At 54.4% G+C, this 18,841-nt stretch carries 20 protein-coding genes; 1 reads left to right on the top strand and 19 read right to left on the bottom strand.

The window, feature by feature from the left end; all coding sequences use genetic code 11:
• Nucleotides 1–47: 47 nt before the first annotated feature.
• The 14 genes from ACI6NM_RS00655 to mtaB all read right to left on the bottom strand — a co-directional run bounded on the left by ACI6NM_RS00655 (nt 48) and on the right by mtaB (nt 13,396).
• Nucleotides 48–701, bottom strand: coding sequence for a hypothetical protein (locus ACI6NM_RS00655; RefSeq protein ID WP_262427515.1), 654 nt, complete (start codon nt 699–701; stop codon nt 48–50).
• A gap of 72 nt (nt 702–773) precedes the next feature.
• A complete protein-coding gene (recO, locus tag ACI6NM_RS00650; RefSeq protein ID WP_262427514.1) occupies nt 774–1,433 on the bottom strand; it encodes a DNA repair protein RecO in 660 nt (219 codons plus the stop codon).
• Between the two features lie 6 nt (nt 1,434–1,439).
• A complete protein-coding gene (era, locus tag ACI6NM_RS00645) occupies nt 1,440–2,342 on the bottom strand; it encodes a GTPase Era (protein WP_022273705.1) in 903 nt (300 codons plus the stop codon).
• A gap of 34 nt (nt 2,343–2,376) precedes the next feature.
• On the bottom strand, nt 2,377–5,331 hold the full coding sequence (locus ACI6NM_RS00640; RefSeq protein ID WP_262427513.1) for an insulinase family protein: 2,955 nt from the start codon (nt 5,329–5,331) through the stop codon (nt 2,377–2,379).
• A 346-nt stretch (nt 5,332–5,677) separates the two neighbouring features.
• A complete protein-coding gene (locus ACI6NM_RS00635; protein WP_262427512.1) occupies nt 5,678–6,499 on the bottom strand; it encodes a YdcF family protein in 822 nt (273 codons plus the stop codon).
• Between the two features lie 18 nt (nt 6,500–6,517).
• A complete protein-coding gene (locus ACI6NM_RS00630) occupies nt 6,518–7,744 on the bottom strand; it encodes a peptidase U32 family protein (RefSeq protein ID WP_158359114.1) in 1,227 nt (408 codons plus the stop codon).
• On the bottom strand, nt 7,741–8,397 hold the full coding sequence (locus tag ACI6NM_RS00625; protein WP_022273708.1) for an O-methyltransferase: 657 nt from the start codon (nt 8,395–8,397) through the stop codon (nt 7,741–7,743). The genes ACI6NM_RS00630 and ACI6NM_RS00625 overlap by 4 nt, the downstream gene beginning before the upstream one ends.
• Entirely contained in the window at nt 8,397–8,780 is a 384-nt protein-coding gene (locus ACI6NM_RS00620) for an MltG/YceG/YrrL family protein (RefSeq protein WP_158359115.1), read from the bottom strand. The genes ACI6NM_RS00625 and ACI6NM_RS00620 overlap by 1 nt, the downstream gene beginning before the upstream one ends.
• 33 nt (nt 8,781–8,813) lie before the next feature.
• A complete protein-coding gene (locus ACI6NM_RS00615; RefSeq protein ID WP_262427511.1) occupies nt 8,814–10,490 on the bottom strand; it encodes a ribonuclease J in 1,677 nt (558 codons plus the stop codon).
• A complete protein-coding gene (locus ACI6NM_RS00610) occupies nt 10,487–10,954 on the bottom strand; it encodes a Fur family transcriptional regulator (RefSeq protein ID WP_022273711.1) in 468 nt (155 codons plus the stop codon). Before ACI6NM_RS00610 ends, ACI6NM_RS00615 begins: the two co-directional genes overlap by 4 nt.
• Before the next feature lie 11 nt (nt 10,955–10,965).
• The gene (locus ACI6NM_RS00605; RefSeq protein WP_022273712.1) at nt 10,966–11,238 is read right to left on the bottom strand and encodes a DUF1292 domain-containing protein; all 273 of its coding nucleotides are present in this window, start codon (nt 11,236–11,238) and stop codon (nt 10,966–10,968) included.
• Nucleotides 11,239–11,248: 10 nt separating this feature from the next.
• Nucleotides 11,249–11,683, bottom strand: a complete 435-nt coding sequence (gene ruvX, locus ACI6NM_RS00600; protein WP_215653610.1) for a Holliday junction resolvase RuvX — start codon at nt 11,681–11,683, stop codon at nt 11,249–11,251.
• Nucleotides 11,684–11,773: 90 nt separating this feature from the next.
• Nucleotides 11,774–12,037, bottom strand: coding sequence for an IreB family regulatory phosphoprotein (locus ACI6NM_RS00595; RefSeq protein WP_022273714.1), 264 nt, complete (start codon nt 12,035–12,037; stop codon nt 11,774–11,776).
• Nucleotides 12,038–12,073: 36 nt separating this feature from the next.
• A complete protein-coding gene (gene mtaB / locus ACI6NM_RS00590; RefSeq protein ID WP_262427510.1) occupies nt 12,074–13,396 on the bottom strand; it encodes a tRNA (N(6)-L-threonylcarbamoyladenosine(37)-C(2))-methylthiotransferase MtaB in 1,323 nt (440 codons plus the stop codon).
• 136 nt (nt 13,397–13,532) lie between these two features.
• On the opposite strand from mtaB, the gene ACI6NM_RS00585 reads away from it, so the two are divergent.
• Nucleotides 13,533–13,769, top strand: coding sequence for an HPr family phosphocarrier protein (locus ACI6NM_RS00585; RefSeq protein ID WP_022273717.1), 237 nt, complete (start codon nt 13,533–13,535; stop codon nt 13,767–13,769).
• Between the two features lie 48 nt (nt 13,770–13,817).
• Here ACI6NM_RS00585 and thiI read toward each other — a convergent pair whose 3' ends face one another.
• The 5 genes from thiI to ACI6NM_RS00560 all read right to left on the bottom strand — a co-directional run bounded on the left by thiI (nt 13,818) and on the right by ACI6NM_RS00560 (nt 18,817).
• Nucleotides 13,818–14,999: a tRNA uracil 4-sulfurtransferase ThiI gene (gene thiI, locus ACI6NM_RS00580; protein ID WP_022273718.1), complete on the bottom strand. Its 1,182-nt coding sequence runs from the start codon at nt 14,997–14,999 to the stop codon at nt 13,818–13,820.
• Nucleotides 15,000–15,045: 46 nt separating this feature from the next.
• Nucleotides 15,046–16,212, bottom strand: coding sequence for a cysteine desulfurase family protein (locus ACI6NM_RS00575; RefSeq protein WP_215653612.1), 1,167 nt, complete (start codon nt 16,210–16,212; stop codon nt 15,046–15,048).
• Nucleotides 16,213–16,220: 8 nt separating this feature from the next.
• Nucleotides 16,221–16,976: a 16S rRNA (uracil(1498)-N(3))-methyltransferase gene (locus ACI6NM_RS00570; protein ID WP_262427509.1), complete on the bottom strand. Its 756-nt coding sequence runs from the start codon at nt 16,974–16,976 to the stop codon at nt 16,221–16,223.
• A complete protein-coding gene (prmA, locus tag ACI6NM_RS00565) occupies nt 16,976–17,932 on the bottom strand; it encodes a 50S ribosomal protein L11 methyltransferase (RefSeq protein ID WP_022273722.1) in 957 nt (318 codons plus the stop codon). The genes ACI6NM_RS00570 and prmA overlap by 1 nt, the downstream gene beginning before the upstream one ends.
• 126 nt (nt 17,933–18,058) lie before the next feature.
• The gene (locus ACI6NM_RS00560; RefSeq protein WP_158359123.1) at nt 18,059–18,817 is read right to left on the bottom strand and encodes a sulfite exporter TauE/SafE family protein; all 759 of its coding nucleotides are present in this window, start codon (nt 18,815–18,817) and stop codon (nt 18,059–18,061) included.
• Between the last annotated feature and the right edge of the window lie 24 nt (nt 18,818–18,841).

Here is an 18,841-nt window from a genome sequence, read left to right as displayed (position 1 = left end):
CGTCTCTCCTCTTCATTCTGTTTTCAGGACAGCGCCCTGTATGTTCCTTATTTAAAAATTATATAGGACACGCCTCCGTCCGGGGTCCTGGCCCCGTTTTCTCCCGTCAGCGTCACTCCGTCGGAAATGTACTGGATGGCTCCGTCGGTCTCTAAAAGCGCCGGGCCCTCGACCACGGCCACATGGAGCTTTGATTTTTTCTTGACCTGGTCCGCCGGTACGGCCGTTCCCTTTTCCTTTCCTGCCGCAGCCGTCAGGGATACGTCCCCAAGCTCTGCTTCTTCCATGGAAAGGATGGACAGGGCCTTTACCTGGACTCCGCTCTCCTCATCCGGATACGCGGCCATAAATTCCATATAGGCCGCCGGAGAAGAGAAGTCTATGAGCAGGGAGGCAGTCCCGTCTGCCAGTGTACACGCATTTAAGACCGCTGGGGCCTTCTCTCCGTCCCCAGCCAAGCTGGCCGCGTCCTGGTTGAAGGCTGCCAGGTTTTCTTCCACAAAAGCCTTTAATCCTTCTTCTGTGTAATAGTCCTTCTCGTATGTCTCTATGGCAGCGCTGGTGACCTGGCCGCTGCCGGTGATGTACAGGCTGTCCTCTGTGGGTTCAAAGGCCTGCGCCGGGCCGCGGGTACAGGCCGCCGTACAGAATACGGCAAGCCCTGCCAGGGCGCAGAGACATGTATTTTTTATTCGGTTCATGGATCTTTCAGACCTCCTGAGTTGTTCCAGGCCCCATGGCATGGATCTTTGCCGGGCCCCGCAGCTTGGTGCTTACGTAGCATTATCCATTACTGCGTTCAAAATGTCAAGGGAATGGAACGTTTTATCAATAAATCTTTCCTTGTTCTGCTCCACGCACCGGACGAATTCTCCCAGTACCTGGTCCGTCAGGGTGAATGTATACAGACTCTCCACCGGAGCGGCCAGGACGTACTGCCAGGCGTACAGGGTGGAATCATTGAGACGGCCCAGGGGAAGCTCCCGGTATTCTCCATTGATCTCCATGAGCTTCAGCTCATATACGGGCTTTACCAGACGGTTGGGGACCGACGGCTTTAAAAGAGCCCGCAGGGACTGGTATAAAAGCCGCAGCGTCTCCGTGGCGTCTATATTTTCCCTTCCATAATAATCGGCCAGCTCCAGGAAATAGGAGCCATAGCAGGCTGCCTCCATATCCCCGGCGATCTCCCGGAAATAATTTTCCACCTCCGCACCCGCCAGGGTATAGGCGTCTCGACCCTCGTACAGCAGAAACTTTCCAAATACAAAGGGGGCCGCCGCTGCCATAAGCTGGTTCCCAGGCCGTCTCACTCCCCTGGCAAAGGCGGTGATCTTTCCCCGTCCGCGGGTCAGGATCACCAGCCTCCGGTCATATTCCCCCACCGGAGCGGCCATCAGGACCATTCCGGTGACACTTATCTGTTCCCTCATGACAATTTAGATATCCCTTGGGTTATACCCGTAATTCTTCATATAAAGCTCGCTGTCCCGCCATTCCCTGCGGACCTTGACCCAGAGCTGCAGGTTTACCTTTGCATCCATCAGATTCTCGATCTCGATCCGGGCCGCGGTGCCGATCTTTTTCAGCATGGATCCGCCCTTGCCGATGACGATCCCCTTGTGGGACTCCCGTTCACAGACAATGGTAGCCTCTATATCAAAGATCCCGTTATCCCGCTCTTCCATGCGCTCGATGACCACAGCGATCCCATGGGGGATCTCGTCGGACATGAGACGCAGCGCCTTCTCCCGGATCAGCTCCGCAGCGATCTGGCGCATGGGCTGGTCTGTGACCGTATCCTCGTCATAATACTGGGGGCCCTCCGGCAGATACTGGAACAGGGTGCGGATCAGGGTATCGGTGTTGGTTTTTCTCATGGCCGATACGGGGATGATCTCCTTAAACCGGTACACATCCTTATAGGTGTCCATGGTCTTTATGATCTCATCCTTTTTTACGGTATCGATCTTGTTGATCACCAGGATCACCGGTGTTTTCACCTTGTTCAGCACCTTTAAGATGTGCTGCTCTCCGGCTCCTATGTAGGTCCCCGGCTCCACCAGCCACAGGATCACGTCCACCTCTTTTAAAGTATGCTCGGCGACGCTTACCATATATTCTCCCAGCTTGTTTTTCGCCTTGTGGATCCCCGGCGTATCCAGGAAAATGATCTGACCCCGGTCATCGGTATAGACCGTCTGGATCCGGTTCCTGGTGGTCTGGGGCTTTTCCGAGGTAATGGCGATCTTCTGGCCGATCAGATGGTTCATCAGCGTGGATTTTCCCACATTGGGCCGCCCGATCAGGGTCACAAAGCCGGATTTATATTTTTTGTTCATTCAATTCCTCCCATAAAGCGCCGGAGGGCGGGCATTACTGCCCGTCTTCTGACGCCGTTCCGTTATACAGAGGCTGGATGGAGCCGAACATGGCCGCATCCGCCTTGATCTTTTCTTCATTTCCAATGGCACAGAGGGCACCCGTCTTTAAAACCTCCCGCACGATACCGGAAAGGGCCCGCACATCCTCTACTCTGGCATTTAAGATCTCATCCCTCTCCTTCTGGACCATCTCGTCCGTCAGTCCGGAATACCAGGCGGCCAGGCCCCTGGCTCCCTTCTGGGACGGCGTCAGCGGCGTATCCAGTTCACTGATGGTACCGATCACATATTTTGTCATGTCTCTCTCGTCCGCATTGAAGTTTTCCAGATATTCGGGGATCCCCTCGTAGATATCGTTGGTCTCCTTCATATTGGGATCCCGGTAGGATACGAAATACCCGTCCCCGGACCGGGTGATGGCGCTCATACAGCCATAGGCACCGCCCTTGACACGGAGATTGATCCAGAGGTAATCGTAATTTAACGCCACCTTAAGGAGGCGGAGCACTCCGGTATACGGATAGCCGCTTCCTGTAAAGCTGCCGCACCGGGCCACGTAATTGACCTTGGAGGAGGAGGTAAAGCCCTCGTTCCGGCGGATCCCCGGCGCTTTCACTGCATACGTCTTTTTCTCACCCTCCGGCAATGCCTGGGAAAGCTTCTTCATGGCTTCCGGAAGGAAGGAAAAGCCCCGGTCGTCCGCCGTGTAGCTGACCGTCATGTTGTCCCTTGTAAAAAGGGCCCCCATGACTCTCTTAAGGCCTGCGATGATCTCTCCCTTTTTACTGTCAAACTCCCGTACCCACTGCTCCACAGACTGGAAATAATCGATGCCGGCTGTGATCTCGTTGTAGTAGGAAACGTCCGAAAAATAGGAGGTGGCCCTGGAGACAGCGGCCGTATGGCCGGAACTCATGAGCCGCATCTGGCTCTTGGATCTCACCTCGTTTAAGATCTCCCGCAGCCGTTTTTCATCCTCCAGAATGGATTCTGTAAGGATCTCCTTTAAGATCTCAAAGCCAAAGTCCAGTTTTTCATAAAGCACCCGGACGCTGGCCGCAAACAGTCCTGTAAAGCCGCCGTTTTTAAGATCCGGGAAGGCGGTCACAGAAAAGCTCACGCTGCCGCTGTTTAAAAAGATCTCGCTGCTCAGATCCCCGTAGGTATGGCGGGCGGTATCCACATAGCCCAGAACAGCCTTTAAAAGCCCCACATAGGGCAGATCCTGTACCGGAACGCGGCTGGTATCAAAAAGCACCTTTAGATATCCGATGCCCGAGGTAAATGTATCGTGGCGGACCACTGTGATCCCATCCACCTCCGTCTCAGAAAAGATCAGCTTCGCCGCCTCCGGCTCCATATCCGACCGGCCAAGAAGGGGGATCAGCTCCAGCTCCTCCTTTGTGGAGGGCGTATCCTGGTATTCCTTTAATTCCTTCGTCTGCCGCACCAGGTCCAGGATCTCGTCGTGGGAAAGCCCCGCCTTATATTCTGCCAGCTTTTCTGCCGTTTCCGCCTCCAGCCTGGCGGTCATGTTCCGCTCCGGGCTTAAGATCACCAGAGCCTCATAGGGATTATCCAGAAGATATTTCTTTATGAGACCCTCAAAATATCCGTTTCCCGCTCCCTCTTTCAGGGCCTTGAAGGTCTCCTCATACTCCAGATGCATCATGGGATCGCCGCCGTAAAGCCAGCTGTCCAGACACTGGAGGCCGTACATGAGGCCCTTGGGTGCAGACCCGAAATCTGCCTCCCTGTACTGGAATTCATACAGGTTGATGCCGGCCCGCAGGCTCTTTTCATCCAGGCCTCCCAGGGCCAGCTTCCGCAGGGTCCCCTTGACCACCGCCAGGAATTCTCCCTTCTGGTCTTTTCTGGCGTTCTTGGCCGCCACAGTGAAATACGGCTGGAGGATCCCGTTGTCATAGCCGCCCATGATGTCGTCGCCGATCCCCGCGTCCAGAAGCGCCTTCTTTAAGGGCGCCGCCGGAGCGTCCAGGAGCACATACTCCAGTACCTGGAAAGCAATATATTCCCGGGGGGAAAGCTCGTTTCCTGCCTGGGTGCTTAAGGAAAGGTAAACCGCGTTCTCCACGTCGTCGGTTTCTGACACAGAGTAAAAATACTCCTGCTCCACCGGCTCCTTAAAGGCCTTCTGGATCTGGATCTCAGAATCCACCTCTTCTCTCTCGTATTTTCCCAGGTATTCCCGGTCCAGCCACTCCAGCTTTTCCGCCATGTCCATGTCGCCGTAAAGGTAGATGAAGCTGTTGGAGGGGTGGTAATATTTTTTATAGAAGGCCAGGTAGTCCTCGTAGGTCAGGTTCACGATGGCCTCGGGATCGCCGCCGGACTCAAATCCATAGCAGGTGTCCGGGAACATGGCAGCCTTGGTATACCGGTCCAGAAGACTTTCGGGCGAGGAAAATTCTCCTTTCATCTCATTGTAAACCACTCCGTTATAGGTCAGCTCACCGTCCGGCTCTGAAAGCTCGTAATGCCAGCCCTCCTGCATGAAGATCTTTTTCTCTTTTCCGATCCTGGGATTTAAGACTGCATCCATATAGACGTCCATCAGGTTCTGGAAATCCCTGTCGTTGCAGCTGGCAATGGGATACACAGTCTTGTCCGGATAGGTCATGGCGTTTAAAAACGTGTTCATGGAACCCTTCACCAGTTCCACAAAGGGGTCCTTCACCGGGAATTTTTCTGAACCGCAGAGGACGCTGTGCTCCAGGATATGGGGAACGCCTGTGCTGTCTCCCGGCGGTGTGCGGAAGCCCACGCAGAACACCTTGTTTTCGTCGTCGGTGCTCATGAGGAACAGTCTGGCTCCCGTTTTTTTATGCTCTAAAACGAAGCCCTCTGAATTCAGTTCCCGGATCTCTCTTGCATCCAGGACTCTGTATGCGGACAGGCTTCCGATCTCCTTACGCTGACTGTGCATATTGATTTCTTCCTTTCTATTACGATTACGATTGCAGATATAGGGGGACGGCGGGGGGCCGGGATGGGAAACTGGGCCGGCGGGGACGATACTGGGCGGGTCTCAAGGCCGGAATCCCCTCTGCAGGCGAGCCTGCGCCGGGGCTTTCCGGGGGAGACTGGCCCGGCGATGACGATACAGGGCTGCTGCGCGCGTGCGCGCTCCACAGCCCTTCCAGAACATTCATAATCCGCTCATTTTTCTCCGAAAAATGGCTCCTTATTCATGTTCTGGGCGGGTCTCAAGGCCGGAACCCCCTCTGCAGGCATGCCTGCGCCGGGGCTTTCCGGCCTTGATCCCCTTGTATCTACATATTTCCCACAAATTTATCTTTTAGAATCGCGAAGCATTCCCGGACGGAGAAGTGTAAAAACAGCACCGGGTCGGATTTGGCGGCGATGCCGGTGATGCCGGGGATGCCGGTCTTTCTGGCTATGGCCTTGGCCCGGAGTACGTGGAAGTTGCTGGTTATGATCCCCACGCGGATGGATACCTCCTCGTCGGGAGGGGACAGATAGCCCGACGCTGCCATCACGTCCCGGATGGTCTGGCGTCTTTTTGCTTCCCGTTCCTGGATCAGGAGCTTGCTGTATACCAGATTTTCGTAGGTGCTGGCAGACTGCTCCTCCAGAAGCATCTGGGATTCGGGGATGCCGTGGGCCTTGAGATATTCGTACATGGCCTCCGCCTCTGTCATCTCCTCGCCTGCCCCTTGACCGCCGGACAGCACCAGAACGGTGTTTGGATGGACCCTGGCGTATTCCAGGGCTTTTTCCAGACGGTACTCCAGGGTTCTGCTCAGAGTCTTTCCCCGCACCTGTGCGCCCAGGACGATGACGTAATCGGCGCTCTGCTTATCCAGGGAAAAGAAGTTGACCCCCATGGCGATCTCCACACACACAAAGACCACAAAAATGGCAGTCAGGGCCGTCACCGCCGAAACCTCCAGGCGCAGCGAGATCCGGTCCCGGAACCTGTCGTAAAAGTGTACCACCGTCGCAATGATAAAAAGACAGGCGGACAGCACCAGCCAGATCGGTGCGAAGGAGGTGGACGGCCCGGAATAGCAGACGATCACCCCGTAATATGTCAGGCAGAATACGCCAAAAAACCAAAATAGAAATTCCATGGCCCCGCTCCCTTCCCCTTAGTCTTCTCTTTTTCTTAAGATATCATACGGCTCTGCCTGGCCGTCCAGGTCGATGAAGAGCACCTGCTGCGGATGGGGAGCGCTTTCCTGGCTTTCCCCGTCTTCCCGGAAGATCCCCTTCACCGTCACCTCCACGTTCCGGCCGTCGGGCTTCATGATCTCAATGGTCTCTCCCACGGAAAACTTGTTCTTCTGCTCGATCCGCCCCAAGCCGCGTCCATCCGTTTCCTCCACAGTCCCCAGATAGGTATAGTTTTTCACATAGGTGCTGCTGTCATAGATCTGGGTGTCGCTTCCAGGCTTTCCGAAATAAAAGCCCGTGGTAAATTCCCGGTAGGTGCATTTTCCGATCTCCTCCCGGTACCACTCCAGATTTTCCCGGTATTTCTCCGGACTTTCCAGATAATCATCGATGGCCTTCCGGTATGTTCTGGCCACGGTGGCCACATACAGGGCCGTTTTCATGCGCCCCTCGATCTTAAAGCTGTCGATGCCGGCTTCGATCATCTCCGGAACGTGCTCGATCATACAGAGATCCTTGGAGTTAAAAATAAAGGTTCCCCTGTCGTTTTCATAGACCGGCATGTATTCGCCGGGCCGGGTCTCCTCCACCACTGAATACTTCCACCGGCAGGGATGGGTACAGGCTCCCTGGTTGGCGTCCCGGCCGGTAAAATAATTGCTTAAAAGGCACCTTCCGGAATAAGAGATGCACATGGCCCCGTGAATAAAGCTTTCGATCTCCATATCCTCGGGGATATGGTCCCGGATCTCCCGGATCTCCTTTAGGGAAAGCTCCCTGGCCGATACCACACGCTTCGCTCCCAGCCCATACCAGAACTGGTAGGTCCCGTAGTTGGTATTATTGGCCTGGGTACTGATATGGATCTCCATCTCCGGCAGGATCCGCTTTGCAGTCATAAACACGCCTGGATCGGAAATGATCAGAGCGTCCGGGCCGATCTCCCCCAACTCTTTAAAATATTCCTCCACTCCCGGAAGATCGTCGTTATGGGCGAAGATATTGGCTGTGATGTACACCTTCACGCCCCGCTCATGGGCAAAGGCGATCCCTTCCCGGATCTCTTCATTTGTAAAATTTTTAGCCTTCGCCCGGAGTCCAAAGGCCTCGCCTCCAAGATAAACGGCGTCGGCTCCATAGATCACAGCAGTCTTTAATACATCCAGGCTTCCCGCCGGGATCAAAAGCTCAGTCTTTCTCATGAGTCTTCCCTTTCTTTCCGGACGCTTAGGGCCACCCCGTCCCCGATGGGGAGGATGGCGGTCTCCAGATTTTTCATATGTTTTAAAGTATAAAGGTATTCCCGCATCCGGACATGGATGGTCCGGTCCCGGCGCTCCACCGCGTACCTGGACTCCACAATGGTCCCATCCTGGAGCACATTGTCGGACATTAAAAGTCCGCCGGGGGCCAGAAGTCTTAAGGCGTCCGGCAGCCAGTGGACGTACTGGCCCTTGGCCGCATCCATGAAGATAAAATCAAAGGAGCCGGAAAGGGATCCCAGGATCTCTCCCGCGTCCCCCTCCAGCAGCGTGATCTTTTCCTCCATCCCCGCCCTTTTAAAGTTTTCACGGGCAATGGGGATGCGCTTTTCGTATTTTTCTATGGTGGTAATGTGTGCCGTTTCCGGCATGGACCGGGCCATTAAAAGAGCCGAATAGCCCACAGCCGTTCCCACCTCCAGGATCCGCTCCGGCTTCTTTAAAGCGAGCATGGTCTTTATAAGAGCCGCCGTCTCCCGCCGGACGATGGGCACGCCGGACCGGACCGCCTCCCTGGCGATCCCGTCGCACAGCTCCCCGTCTCCTGGATCCAGGGAATTGATATAATCTGTGATCCTGCTGTCAGTGATCATTACTCCTTTTTCGTCTCCTCGTCCAAAATATTGATGATCTCCTTGGAGCTCTGGGAGGTATTCAGGGAAAAGCTTCCCTTTTTCACCTCATAATCGTAGCATTTTGCCTGGATGGAAAAGGCCACATGGTCCCGGATCAGACCGGCATCCTCCAGGAGCTTTCCCACGTCCGCCACCGACTCTGTACCGTCCAGGGTCACAGTCTTTTCCGTCCCCGGGAGTGCTTCCATTCCCGGGGCATAGAAAATATCATGGCCGAATTCATACGTTTTTCTGACGCCCAGCACCAGAAGCACCAGCACCAGGGCGTAAAACACAAGGCGGCCGGAAATGCCGATGACAGCCAGGCTGATCTTATTGATTTCCTTTGTCAGTTTGCTCATACGGCTCCTTTGTCCCGTCCTTTGGGACGGTCGTTATACTTCCATGATGATCGGAAGGATCATCGGGTTTCTCTTGATCCGCTTCCATAAGAAATCGCTTAAGCTGTCGCGGATGATGTTCTTGATCTTGCCCCAGTCGGAAACGTGCCGCTCCAGGCAGTCAGCCACGGCATGGTCCACAATGGCCTGGGCCTCCTCCATCAGGTCCTCAGACTCCCGCACATAAACGAAGCCCCTGGACACGATATCCGGTCCGGAAAGCAGCTGGTTGGAGTATTTCTCCAGGGTCAGCACCACGATGATGATCCCGTTCTGGGCCAGGTTCTGGCGGTCTCTTAAAACGATGTTTCCCACATCTCCCACTCCAAGGCCGTCCACCAGGACACCGCCGGACTGGACATGGTCGATGACCTGGGCGCTCTCCTCGCCGATCTCCAGCACATCGCCCGTATGGAGCATCATGATGTTTTCCTTGGGGATCCCCAGGGATTCTGCCAGTTCCTTCTGGGCCATCCTGTGGCGGAATTCACCATGGATGGGGATGGCATATTTGGGATGCACCAGGGAATAGATCAGCTTGATCTCCTCCTGGCAGGCATGGCCCGATACATGGGTATCCTGGGAGATCACCTTCGCTCCCTTCATGGAAAGCTCGTTGATGACCCTTGCCACTGCCTTTTCATTTCCCGGAATGGGCGTGGAGCTTAAGATCACCACGTCTCTCGGTGTGATGGACACCTTCCGGTGCAGGGAGGAGGCCATTCTGGATAAGGCCGCCATGGACTCTCCCTGGCTTCCTGTGGTGATGAGCACCGTGTCCTCTTCCTTATAATTCTTTAACTGCTCGATATCGATGAGCGTGCCGTCGGGGATGTTGATGTATCCCAGCTCCTGGGCCGTCCCGATGACGTTCACCATGCTGCGGCCCTCGATGACCACCTTTCTTCCGTACTTGCAGGCTGAGTTGATAACCTGCTGCACCCGGTCCACGTTGGAAGCGAAGGTCGCCACGATGATCCGGTTCTGGGTGTGCTCTGCAAAGATCGCGTCAAAGGTCTTTCCCACAGTCCGCTCGGACATGGTGAAGCCCTTTCTGATGGCGTTGGTGGAATCGCACATAAGGGCTAAAACGCCCTTTTTCCCCAGCTCCGCCAGCCTCTGGAGATCTGTCACGTCTCCAAATACAGGTGTATAGTCGATCTTAAAGTCTCCGGTATTTAAAAGGATGCCTGCCGGCGTAAATACTGCCAGGGCTGCGGCGTCCTCGATGCTGTGGTTCATCTTGATAAATTCCACACGGAAGCAGCCCAGGTTCACGGACTGGCCGTGCTTTACCACCTTGCGCTTCACGTTTTTCAGCATATTGTGTTCTTTTAATTTATGGTCAATGAGCCCGATGGTCAATTTTGTCCCGTAGACCGGAGCGTTGACCATTTTAAGCACATAGGGGATGGCTCCGATATGGTCCTCGTGTCCATGGGTGATCACAAAGCCCTTTACTTTGTCAATATTGTCCGTCAGATACGTCACGTCCGGGATCACCAGGTCAATGCCCAGCATATCATCGCTGGGGAAGGCCAGGCCGCAGTCCATGACGATGATGCTGTCCTCATATTCGATGGCAGTCATGTTCATTCCGATCTGCTCCAGACCTCCCAGGGGGATGATCTTTACTTTGCAGTTCTTATTGTCTTTGTTTGCGTTCTTCAAGTTTTAACCTCCATTGCGTTCTGCGCTTTTCTTCTGCACGCGCTGCAAAGGCCATACAGCTTTACCTCATGGTCCGTAACCTCAAAGCCCAGACTCTCGAACACCTGCTTTTCCAAAGTGTCCAGAAGATCCGTCTCCAGGGAATACACCTTCCCGCACTGGGTACAGATGGCATGGTGATGGCGGTGGCCCGATCCCGTCTCTTCTCCGTTCAGCTCATACCGGGCGAAACCGTCGTCAAAGGTGACCTTTTCGATCACATGCAGTTCCAGAAGGACCTGTACGGTCCTGTATATGGTTGCAAGCCCGATCTCCGGGCTTTCCTCTTTTGCCAGGTCATAGATCTCCTCCACCGTCAGGTGCTCGTCCCCGTGGGCACTCAGGATATTTAAGACCATGAGCCGCTGGCTGGTAACCTTAAGCCCCTTTTCCCGCAAAAGATCCTTTACCTTTTCTTCGTTCATGAAATAACTTCCTATTCCTTTGTCTCAATGTCCACGTCGTCCAGAAGCTCCTCAAAGATCTTCATAAGGCCCTCTAACTCCGCTTCATCCTCCACAAATTCATAAAGAGCGTCGGCCTCTCCCTCCCTGGACATATCCTTTAAGATATAGCAGTCGGCCTCTTCCTCCTCATCCTCGGCGTCCGTCACCAGCAGATAATCTGATCCGTTTAATTTTGTCTCTTCCAGCACGTAAAATTCCAGGGTCTGCTCGTCGTCCACCAGCGTGATCTTTCTTTCTTCCATTTTTTCTCTCCTATTTCGTAACGGTCCGGCCATGGTGATCCAGATACCCCTGGAGGATCAAACAGGCAGCCACCTTGTCGATGACGGCTTTCCTGTTCTCTCTCCGTACCCCGGATTCCATCAAGACCTTTTCTGCAGCAACTGTCGTAAGGCGCTCATCCCAGAGCGTCACCAGAAGCCCGGTCCGGCGCTCCAGCATCTCTTTAAATTCCTTTGTTTTCTCCACCCGGTCTCCCTCGGTATTGTTCATATTTTTCGGGAGTCCCAGCACGATCTCCTCCACGCCGTATTCCTTTATGATCTCCTCGATCCTGGCGCAGGTCTTTCTCAGCTTATTCTCATCTTTCCGTTCGATGGTCTCCAGTCCCTGGGCCGTTAAAAGCAGCTCATCGCTTACGGCCACCCCCACGGTCCTGGATCCGAAATCAAGTCCAAGTATCCTCATTTTCTCCACGACAAAATCAGCTGGCCCCATATCCCCCAACTGTTCTGCCGCTTTCCCCCTATGGTTCTTTTCTGGCTTCCGCCATTTTGTCTATTTCAGTCTCGTATTGATGTAATTTTCCATCAATTCCTCTAAGATCTCGTCCCGCTCCACCTTCATGATCAGGCTTCTGGCGCTTTTATGACTGGTGATATACGTCGGATCTCCAGACATGATATAGCCTACGATCTGGTTGATGGGGTTATATCCCTTTTCAGTCAGAGCCTCGTAAACCTCCCGAAGGACCTGGCTGACCTCCATCTTCTTTTCTTCCTGTACTGCCCTGAAATACTGTGTGTTGCTGATATCGCCCATAAATGTCCTCACGTCCTTTAGTTGCTATTCCTTATTTTACCCCAAATCCGGATTTTCTGCAAGATAAATGATCTCATCTGTCAGGAATTCTTTTAACACTCCCCGGACAAAGCAGTTTTTTCCGCCAGCTTCCGGCACAGCGGCCTTTACATATTCCTTTGTATGGCCCACCATGTACCGGGCTCCGCCTATCTCCACAGGCTCCTCCATAAGGACCTCCGTCTCCCTTCCCAGGAAGGAGGCCCGGTACGCCTTTGACATCTCCTTCTCCAGGGCCAGAAGCTCTGCGCTCCGCTTCGTCTTTACCGGCTCCGGCACCTGGTCCGGCATCCGGTCCGCCCGGGTCCCCGCCCGTCTCGAATATTTGAATACATGCATCTCGTAAAAATGGACCGTTTCCAGGAATTTCTTTGTCTCTGCAAATTCCTCATCTGTCTCTCCCGGAAAGCCCACGATCACGTCAGTGGTAATGGCCGGATCCCTGAAATATTTTCTTAAGATCCCGCACCGGTATAAATAGTCCTCACAGGTATAGTGGCGGTTCATGCGCTTTAAGGTAGCGTCGCAGCCGCTCTGCAGGGATAAATGGAAGTGGGGGCAGATCTTTTCCATGGCAGAGAGCTCCCGTACAAATTCCTCGGTGATCAGCCTGGGCTCCAGGGAACCGAACCGGATCCGCTTCACGCCAGGGATCTGGTGGAGCCGCTTTGTCAGCTCCAGAAGGTCCTGGGGCTCCTCCTTAAAGTCTGTGCCATAGGAGCTTAAGTGAATGCCTGTTAAGACGATCTCCTGGTATCCCTTTTCTGCCAGGGTCCTAACCTCCTCTTCCACATCCTCCGGCCGGCGGCTCCTGACCCGTCCCCGGGTGTAGGGAATGATACAATAGCTGCAGAACTGGTTGCATCCGTCCTGCACCTTGATAAAGGCCCTGGTATGGTCTGCCTGGCGTTCAATGTGGAGCGCTTCATATTCCTGGGCTGCGGAAATATCGATGACCGCGTCCTGGGGCTCCCGTCCAGCCAGCCGCTCCTCCAGAAGCTGCACCAGCTCCGCCTTCTTATTATTTCCGATGACCAGGTCGATGGCCGTATCATCCAGGAGCTTTTCTCCAGCCGCCTGGGCATAGCAGCCCGCAGCCACCACAAGGGCTTCCGGATTTTTCGCCTTGGCCCGGTGGAGCATCTGGCGGGATTTTTTATCCGCCACATTGGTGACGGAGCAGGTGTTGATGATATAAACGTCAGCCTTTTCCTCAAAATCCACGATCTGGTAGCCGGCAGCCTCTAAAAGCTGCTGCATGGCCTCTGTCTCATAGGAATTGACCTTGCAGCCCAGGTTATGGAGTGCAGCTTTTCTCATTTTCTTCTCTCCTGTCTAAATTCAATCATGCATTCCCGATTTTCATGCAATCTGGCTCTTGACTTTTGCGGGATGTCCATTTAGTATGAATATAAGAACGTAATTTATCTATATAATGAACTGGGAGGACTTTAACATGAAAACCGTTAAAATTTCTTTGAACTCCATCGATAAAGTTAAGTCTTTTGTAAACGACCTGACGAAGTTTGATACCGATTTCGACCTGATCTCCGGCCGCTATGTGATCGATGCCAAATCCATCATGGGCATCTTCAGCCTGGATCTTTCCAGACCCATCGACTTAAATATCCACGCGGAGGGAGACGCTGAGGAGATCCTTACCGTACTGGCCCCGTATATCGTGGAATCATAAGCCCTTTAAAGTCTGCCCGGAAGCGGTCCGCTCCGGGCAGTTTTTGTTTTAAATACAGCGGATCACTTCCCTGGTCTCAATGGCCGTCTTCACCATTTCATCGATCTTTTCAGAAAGCTTTGTCTCTGACATCTCGATCCTCTTAAGGTTCGGCTTTGTCACCGGATGCTTGGCCACGAAAATCGTGCAGCAGTCCTCATAGGGGAGGACAGAGGTCTCATAGGTGTCGATCTTTAAGGAAATATCCACGATATCCTGCTTGTCAAAGGCGATCAGCGGCCGCATCACCGGAAGTTCGCAGACTGCGTTGGTCACACCTAAGGACTGTAACGTCTGGGAAGCCACCTGGCCGATGCTCTCGCCGGTGATCAATGCCAGGCAGTCGGACTCTTTTGCAATGGCTTCCGCGATCCGCATCATATAGCGGCGCATGATGATGGTCAGCTCATCATGGGGGCACTGGTCATAGATATAAAGCTGGATATCGGTGAAATTCACCACATTCAGCTTAATGGGGCCCGTGTACTTTGCCACCAGCTTCGCCAGGTCCACCACCTTCTGCTTGGCCCGCTCGCTGGTATAGGGCGGCGCATGGAAATAGGTCGCCTCCAGGGTCACGCCGCGCTTGGCCACCATGTACCCTGCCACCGGACTGTCAATGCCGCCGGAAAGCAGGAGCATGGCCTTCCCGGCCGTTCCGATGGGCATTCCCCCGGGACCAGGGATGGTCTCGGAAAAGATATTGATCTTATGGCGCACCTCCACCCGCAGGAGAACGTCCGGGTTATGCACGTCCACCCGGGTCTCCGGATACGCGTTTAAGATCACCTCGCCCAGGTCCCTGTTGATCTGGTCAGACACCACCGGATACTGCTTGTTTCCCCGGCGGGCCACCACCTTAAAGGTAAAGTTTTTGTTTTCATAGGCCTCGCCGATGTACCGCACCACCTGGGCCTTCAGATCTTCATAGCCGTTGTCCTCGATCTGCAGCATGGGGCAGATGCCCACGATTCCGAACACGTGCTGCAGGGCGTTTACCACCTCGTCAAAATCAAAGGCTTCACTGGCCTCGGCGTAAATACGCCCGGCTTCCTTTGTTACTGTAAAGCCGCCCTCCAGCCGCTTCAGCCGGTGGTGGATCTGCTTTACCAGGGCGTCCTCAAAAAGATAACGGTTCTTTCCCTTGACGCCGATCTCTGCATATTTAATAAGAAAGGATCTGTAATTCATATTTCTCCTTCTGTTCTGTAAATCTGATTTTCTGTTCTTCTGGCTCTTAAGCCCTCCGGTATCTGCGGAGCACTGGAAGGAGCTCCCGCAGGACCTCCAGACAGTAATCCACCTCGTCCTCCGTGTTGAACACGCCAAAGGAAAAACGCAGGGTGGAATCCAGCAGGGATTCCCTGACTCCGATCCCTCTCAGGGTTCCGGAGACCCCCGGATGATTGGAGGAGCAGGCAGAGCCGGAGGAAACGTAGATCCCCCGGTCCTCCAGGGCATGTAAAAGCACCTCTGCCCTTACGCCCTCAAAGCCGGCGCTGACGATCTGGGGGGCCGAATCCCTGCCGGTCCGTCCGTGGACCGTTACCCCCTCCAGGCTGGAAAGCCCCTGGACCAGACGGTCCTTTAAGGCGTACAGACGCTCCACCCTTTCGTCATGGTCCTTATAGATCTCCCTGACAGCCATGCCCAGACCGGCGCAGCCCGGAACGTTTTCTGTCCCCGAGCGCATTCCCTTCTGCTGGCCGCCGCCAAAGATGATGGGCTTGATCCGGACCTTTTCGTCCACATATAAAAAGCCCACTCCCTTGGGTCCGTGGATCTTATGGCCGCTGACGGACATGAGATCGATGCCCTCTTTTTTGGGACGGATCACATATTTCCCGTAGGCCTGGATGGCGTCCACATGGAAATAAATGTCCGGACGGATACTCTTTATAAGCTTCCCGATCTCTGCCACCGGCTCCACGGCTCCCATTTCGTTGTTCACATACATGATGGAGACCAGGATCGTGTCGTCGCAGATGGCCTCCCGCAGGGCGTCCAGGGATACGATCCCGTCCTGATCCACCGGAAGATAGGTGATCCGGAAGCCCTGCTCCTCCAGGAAGCTCATGGTATTATAGACGGACGCATGCTCGATGCAGGTGGTGATCAGATGGTTTCCCTTTCTTCTGGCAGCCATAGCGGCGCCAATGAGGGCCATATTGTTGGACTCCGTTCCGCCGGAGGTAAAAACGATCTCCTTTTCCTTTACCTTCAGGGAGCCTGCGATCTCCTCCCGGGCCTCCCGGATGTACCGTTCCGCCTCCACGCCCTTCATATGTCTGGAGGAGGTATTGCCGTAATCGGAGGTCATGGCCTCCACCATCACGTCCCGGACACTGTCAAAGACCCGGGTCGTGGCTGAATTGTCAAAATATACTTCTTTTCTGTTTTCCATTTAAAAAATCAATCCTCCAAAAGAAGCCCCACGGCTGAAAGCACAAAAAGCCCCGCCGTCTCGGTCCTTAAGATCCGCTTTCCCAGGGTCACAGTCCTGGCCCCGGCGTTTCTGGCAGCCTCCACTTCCCCATCGGAAAAGCCGCCCTCGGGACCGATGAGCACCGCGCATTTCTTTCCCGGCTCCAGTCCTCCGATCAGGCTTCTGGTAAGCTCCATGCCTCCGGCTCCCGAAAGGCTTTCAGAATCCTCATAGGGCAGGAGGAACAGGTCCATGGAAGCCGCCTCAGCCACCGCTTCCTTATAAGAAAGGACCGGTCCGATCTCTGGAACGATCATCCTTTTGGACTGCTTGGCGGCGCTTTCGGAAATGCCCTGCCAGCGCTTCCTTTTTGCCTCTTCCTTCTTCTTATCCAGCTTTACCACCGACCGGGCCATTTCCACTGGTACGATCCGGGAGACGCCCAGTTCCACACATTTCTGGATGATGAATTCCATCTTATCGCCCTTGGGAAGGCCCTGGTACAGGGTCACTTCCACCGGAAGCTCCGTGTCCTCCACCGGCTCCGGCAGGATCCGCGCCAGGACCCGGCTGCTTTCGATCTCCGCGATTTCACACAGGCAGTTAGTCCCCTTTCCGTCGCTTAAAAGGATCTGCTCGCCCGGCTTCATCCGCAGCACATTTTTTATATGGTTCACATCCGGCCCGGTGATCACGGCCTCAGACTCTGTAAAAAATTCTGTTTCAGTAAAAAAATGATACACTACCGCTTCCTCGCTGTGATGGAGACCCACTCTCCCTGTCTGGTGGTCTCCAGGATCTCAAAGGCATCGTTCTGGGACAGCGCATCCCTGACCGCCTGCTCCTTCATATCGATGATGCCGGAGGTAATAAAGATCCCTCCCTGCTTCAGATGCACCGGAACCTCCTTCTGGATCATGATGATCACATCAGCCAGGATATTGGCCACGGCAATGTCGTAGCACTCGTATCCCGCAGCGTCCTGGACTTCCTTCTCATCGATGATATTTCCCTGGACCACTCCGAATTTCTCCTCCGGGATCCCGTTGGCCTCCAGGTTTTCATGGACGGCGGTAATGGCGTTCTCGTCCAGATCCGTTCCGAATACAGAACCAGCTCCCAGCTTTAAGGCCGTAATACCGAGAATGCCGCTGCCGGTGCCCAGATCCAGGATCCGCACACCCGGCTTCACATATTTTTCCAGCTGGCGGATGCAGAGCTGGGTGGTCTCATGCTTTCCGGTCCCAAAGGCCGTTCCCGGGTCGATCTGGATCAGAAGCTTGTCCTTGTGCTCCTCAGGGATCTCCTCCCAGGTGGGCTTTATAAGGATGTGATCCACAGTAAACGGCTTGAAATACTGCTTCCAGTTGTTGATCCAGTCCTTGTCCTCGGTCTCAGAGGCTGTGATGGTCCCCTCACCGATCTCCACGTACTGGCGCAGTTCAGAAAGCCCCTCATCCACTTCTTTTAAGATGGCCTCCGCGTCGTCATCGTCGTCCAGATAAAAGCTCACTCTGGCTGTACCGTCGTCCGGCGGCAGTTCCGGCAGGATGTCGATGAACATTCCCTTGGTCTCGCTCTCGGTCAGAGGCACGTTGTCCTCGATCTCAATGCCCTGGATCCCGATCTCATCAAACAGACTGCTGATATAGTCCACCGCCTCTGTGGTGGTCTTCAGCGTAAATTTTTTCCACTTCATATTTTTTTCCTCCGGTCTCAGAACGGCTCCTTTTAAGAACCGCTAAAAAGTCACATGATATCATATCACAGATCGTCCCCGAATACAAGAGAGCAAACGGCCTGCCGCCGGGACAGGGAACGGCCGTCACCCCGCCAGGATCTTCACAAACAGCAGAGCCAGCACGCCCATGACCACAGGCCTTACGATCTTCTGCCCGTTGTTGACCACGAGCCCCGCTCCAAAGTAGCTGCCTGCCATGCAGAAAAGGGCCGCTGCGATCCCCAGGGCATAATCCACCTTTCCGCCGACAAAAAACGTCCCCAGGGCCCCGATATCTGCGCTCAGGTTGACCACCTTGGAGATCCCGGCCGCATCTCTGGTCCCCAGCTTCAAAAGGCCGGTGAATACGAGGATCAGGAAGGTCCCTGTCCCCGGACCGTAAAAGCCGTCATATCCGCCGATCAGAAAGGAGACAGCCAGGCCTGTAAAAAACATACGGCGGAATCCGTCCGGATCCTCGGATCGGTCCGGAGCCTCCCCGCCGCCCAGTTCTTTATTCTTCAGCACATAAAAGGCCACCACCGGAAGCACCACCACCATCAGCGAGCGGATCAGCTTTTCATCGGTCTTAAGGGCCAGGCTGGCTCCTCCCACAGCTCCCAGGGCCGCAGAAGCCGCCCAGGGAAGGGCCAGCTTAAAACGGATATAGCCGCTCTTGGCAAATCTTAAGGCTGCAACGATGGATCCCGGAAAGGCGCTCAGCTTTGAAGTTCCCAGGATCACATGGACGGGAACCCCGGCCAGCATATACGCCGGGAATGAGATCAATCCCCCTCCTCCGGCAATGGAGTCTACAAATCCCGCCAGAAATACCAGCGGGCATACGATCAGAAACTGTTCCATATCTGTCTCCTTCTGTTATTTTTA

Source organism: Pilosibacter sp. YYHA0881, assembly GCF_051602715.1.
Classification (GTDB): Bacteria; Bacillota; Clostridia; order Lachnospirales; family Lachnospiraceae; genus Alitiscatomonas; species Alitiscatomonas aceti.
The sequence above is the reverse complement of the archived record's forward strand: the minus strand, read 5'-3'. Positions and strand labels throughout refer to the sequence as shown.

Coding starts and splice junctions, on each gene's coding strand:
- ACI6NM_RS00655 (WP_262427515.1), bottom strand. CDS start 701: ATGAACCGAATAAAAAATACATGTCTCTGCGCCCTGGCAGGGCTTGCC.
- ACI6NM_RS00585 (WP_022273717.1), top strand. CDS start 13,533: ATGAAAACCGTTAAAATTTCTTTGAACTCCATCGATAAAGTTAAGTCT.
- ACI6NM_RS00620 (WP_158359115.1), bottom strand. CDS start 8,780: ATGAGCAAACTGACAAAGGAAATCAATAAGATCAGCCTGGCTGTCATC.
- ACI6NM_RS00625 (WP_022273708.1), bottom strand. CDS start 8,397: ATGATCACTGACAGCAGGATCACAGATTATATCAATTCCCTGGATCCA.
- ACI6NM_RS00640 (WP_262427513.1), bottom strand. CDS start 5,331: ATGCACAGTCAGCGTAAGGAGATCGGAAGCCTGTCCGCATACAGAGTC.
- ACI6NM_RS00560 (WP_158359123.1), bottom strand. CDS start 18,817: ATGGAACAGTTTCTGATCGTATGCCCGCTGGTATTTCTGGCGGGATTT.
- recO (WP_262427514.1), bottom strand. CDS start 1,433: ATGAGGGAACAGATAAGTGTCACCGGAATGGTCCTGATGGCCGCTCCG.
- thiI (WP_022273718.1), bottom strand. CDS start 14,999: ATGAATTACAGATCCTTTCTTATTAAATATGCAGAGATCGGCGTCAAG.
- ruvX (WP_215653610.1), bottom strand. CDS start 11,683: ATGAGGATACTTGGACTTGATTTCGGATCCAGGACCGTGGGGGTGGCC.
- ACI6NM_RS00575 (WP_215653612.1), bottom strand. CDS start 16,212: ATGGAAAACAGAAAAGAAGTATATTTTGACAATTCAGCCACGACCCGG.
- ACI6NM_RS00635 (WP_262427512.1), bottom strand. CDS start 6,499: ATGGAATTTCTATTTTGGTTTTTTGGCGTATTCTGCCTGACATATTAC.
- ACI6NM_RS00595 (WP_022273714.1), bottom strand. CDS start 12,037: ATGGGCGATATCAGCAACACACAGTATTTCAGGGCAGTACAGGAAGAA.
- prmA (WP_022273722.1), bottom strand. CDS start 17,932: ATGAAGTGGAAAAAATTTACGCTGAAGACCACCACAGAGGCGGTGGAC.
- ACI6NM_RS00605 (WP_022273712.1), bottom strand. CDS start 11,238: ATGGAAGAAAGAAAGATCACGCTGGTGGACGACGAGCAGACCCTGGAA.
- era (WP_022273705.1), bottom strand. CDS start 2,342: ATGAACAAAAAATATAAATCCGGCTTTGTGACCCTGATCGGGCGGCCC.
- ACI6NM_RS00630 (WP_158359114.1), bottom strand. CDS start 7,744: ATGAGAAAGACTGAGCTTTTGATCCCGGCGGGAAGCCTGGATGTATTA.
- ACI6NM_RS00610 (WP_022273711.1), bottom strand. CDS start 10,954: ATGAACGAAGAAAAGGTAAAGGATCTTTTGCGGGAAAAGGGGCTTAAG.
- mtaB (WP_262427510.1), bottom strand. CDS start 13,396: ATGAGAAAAGCTGCACTCCATAACCTGGGCTGCAAGGTCAATTCCTAT.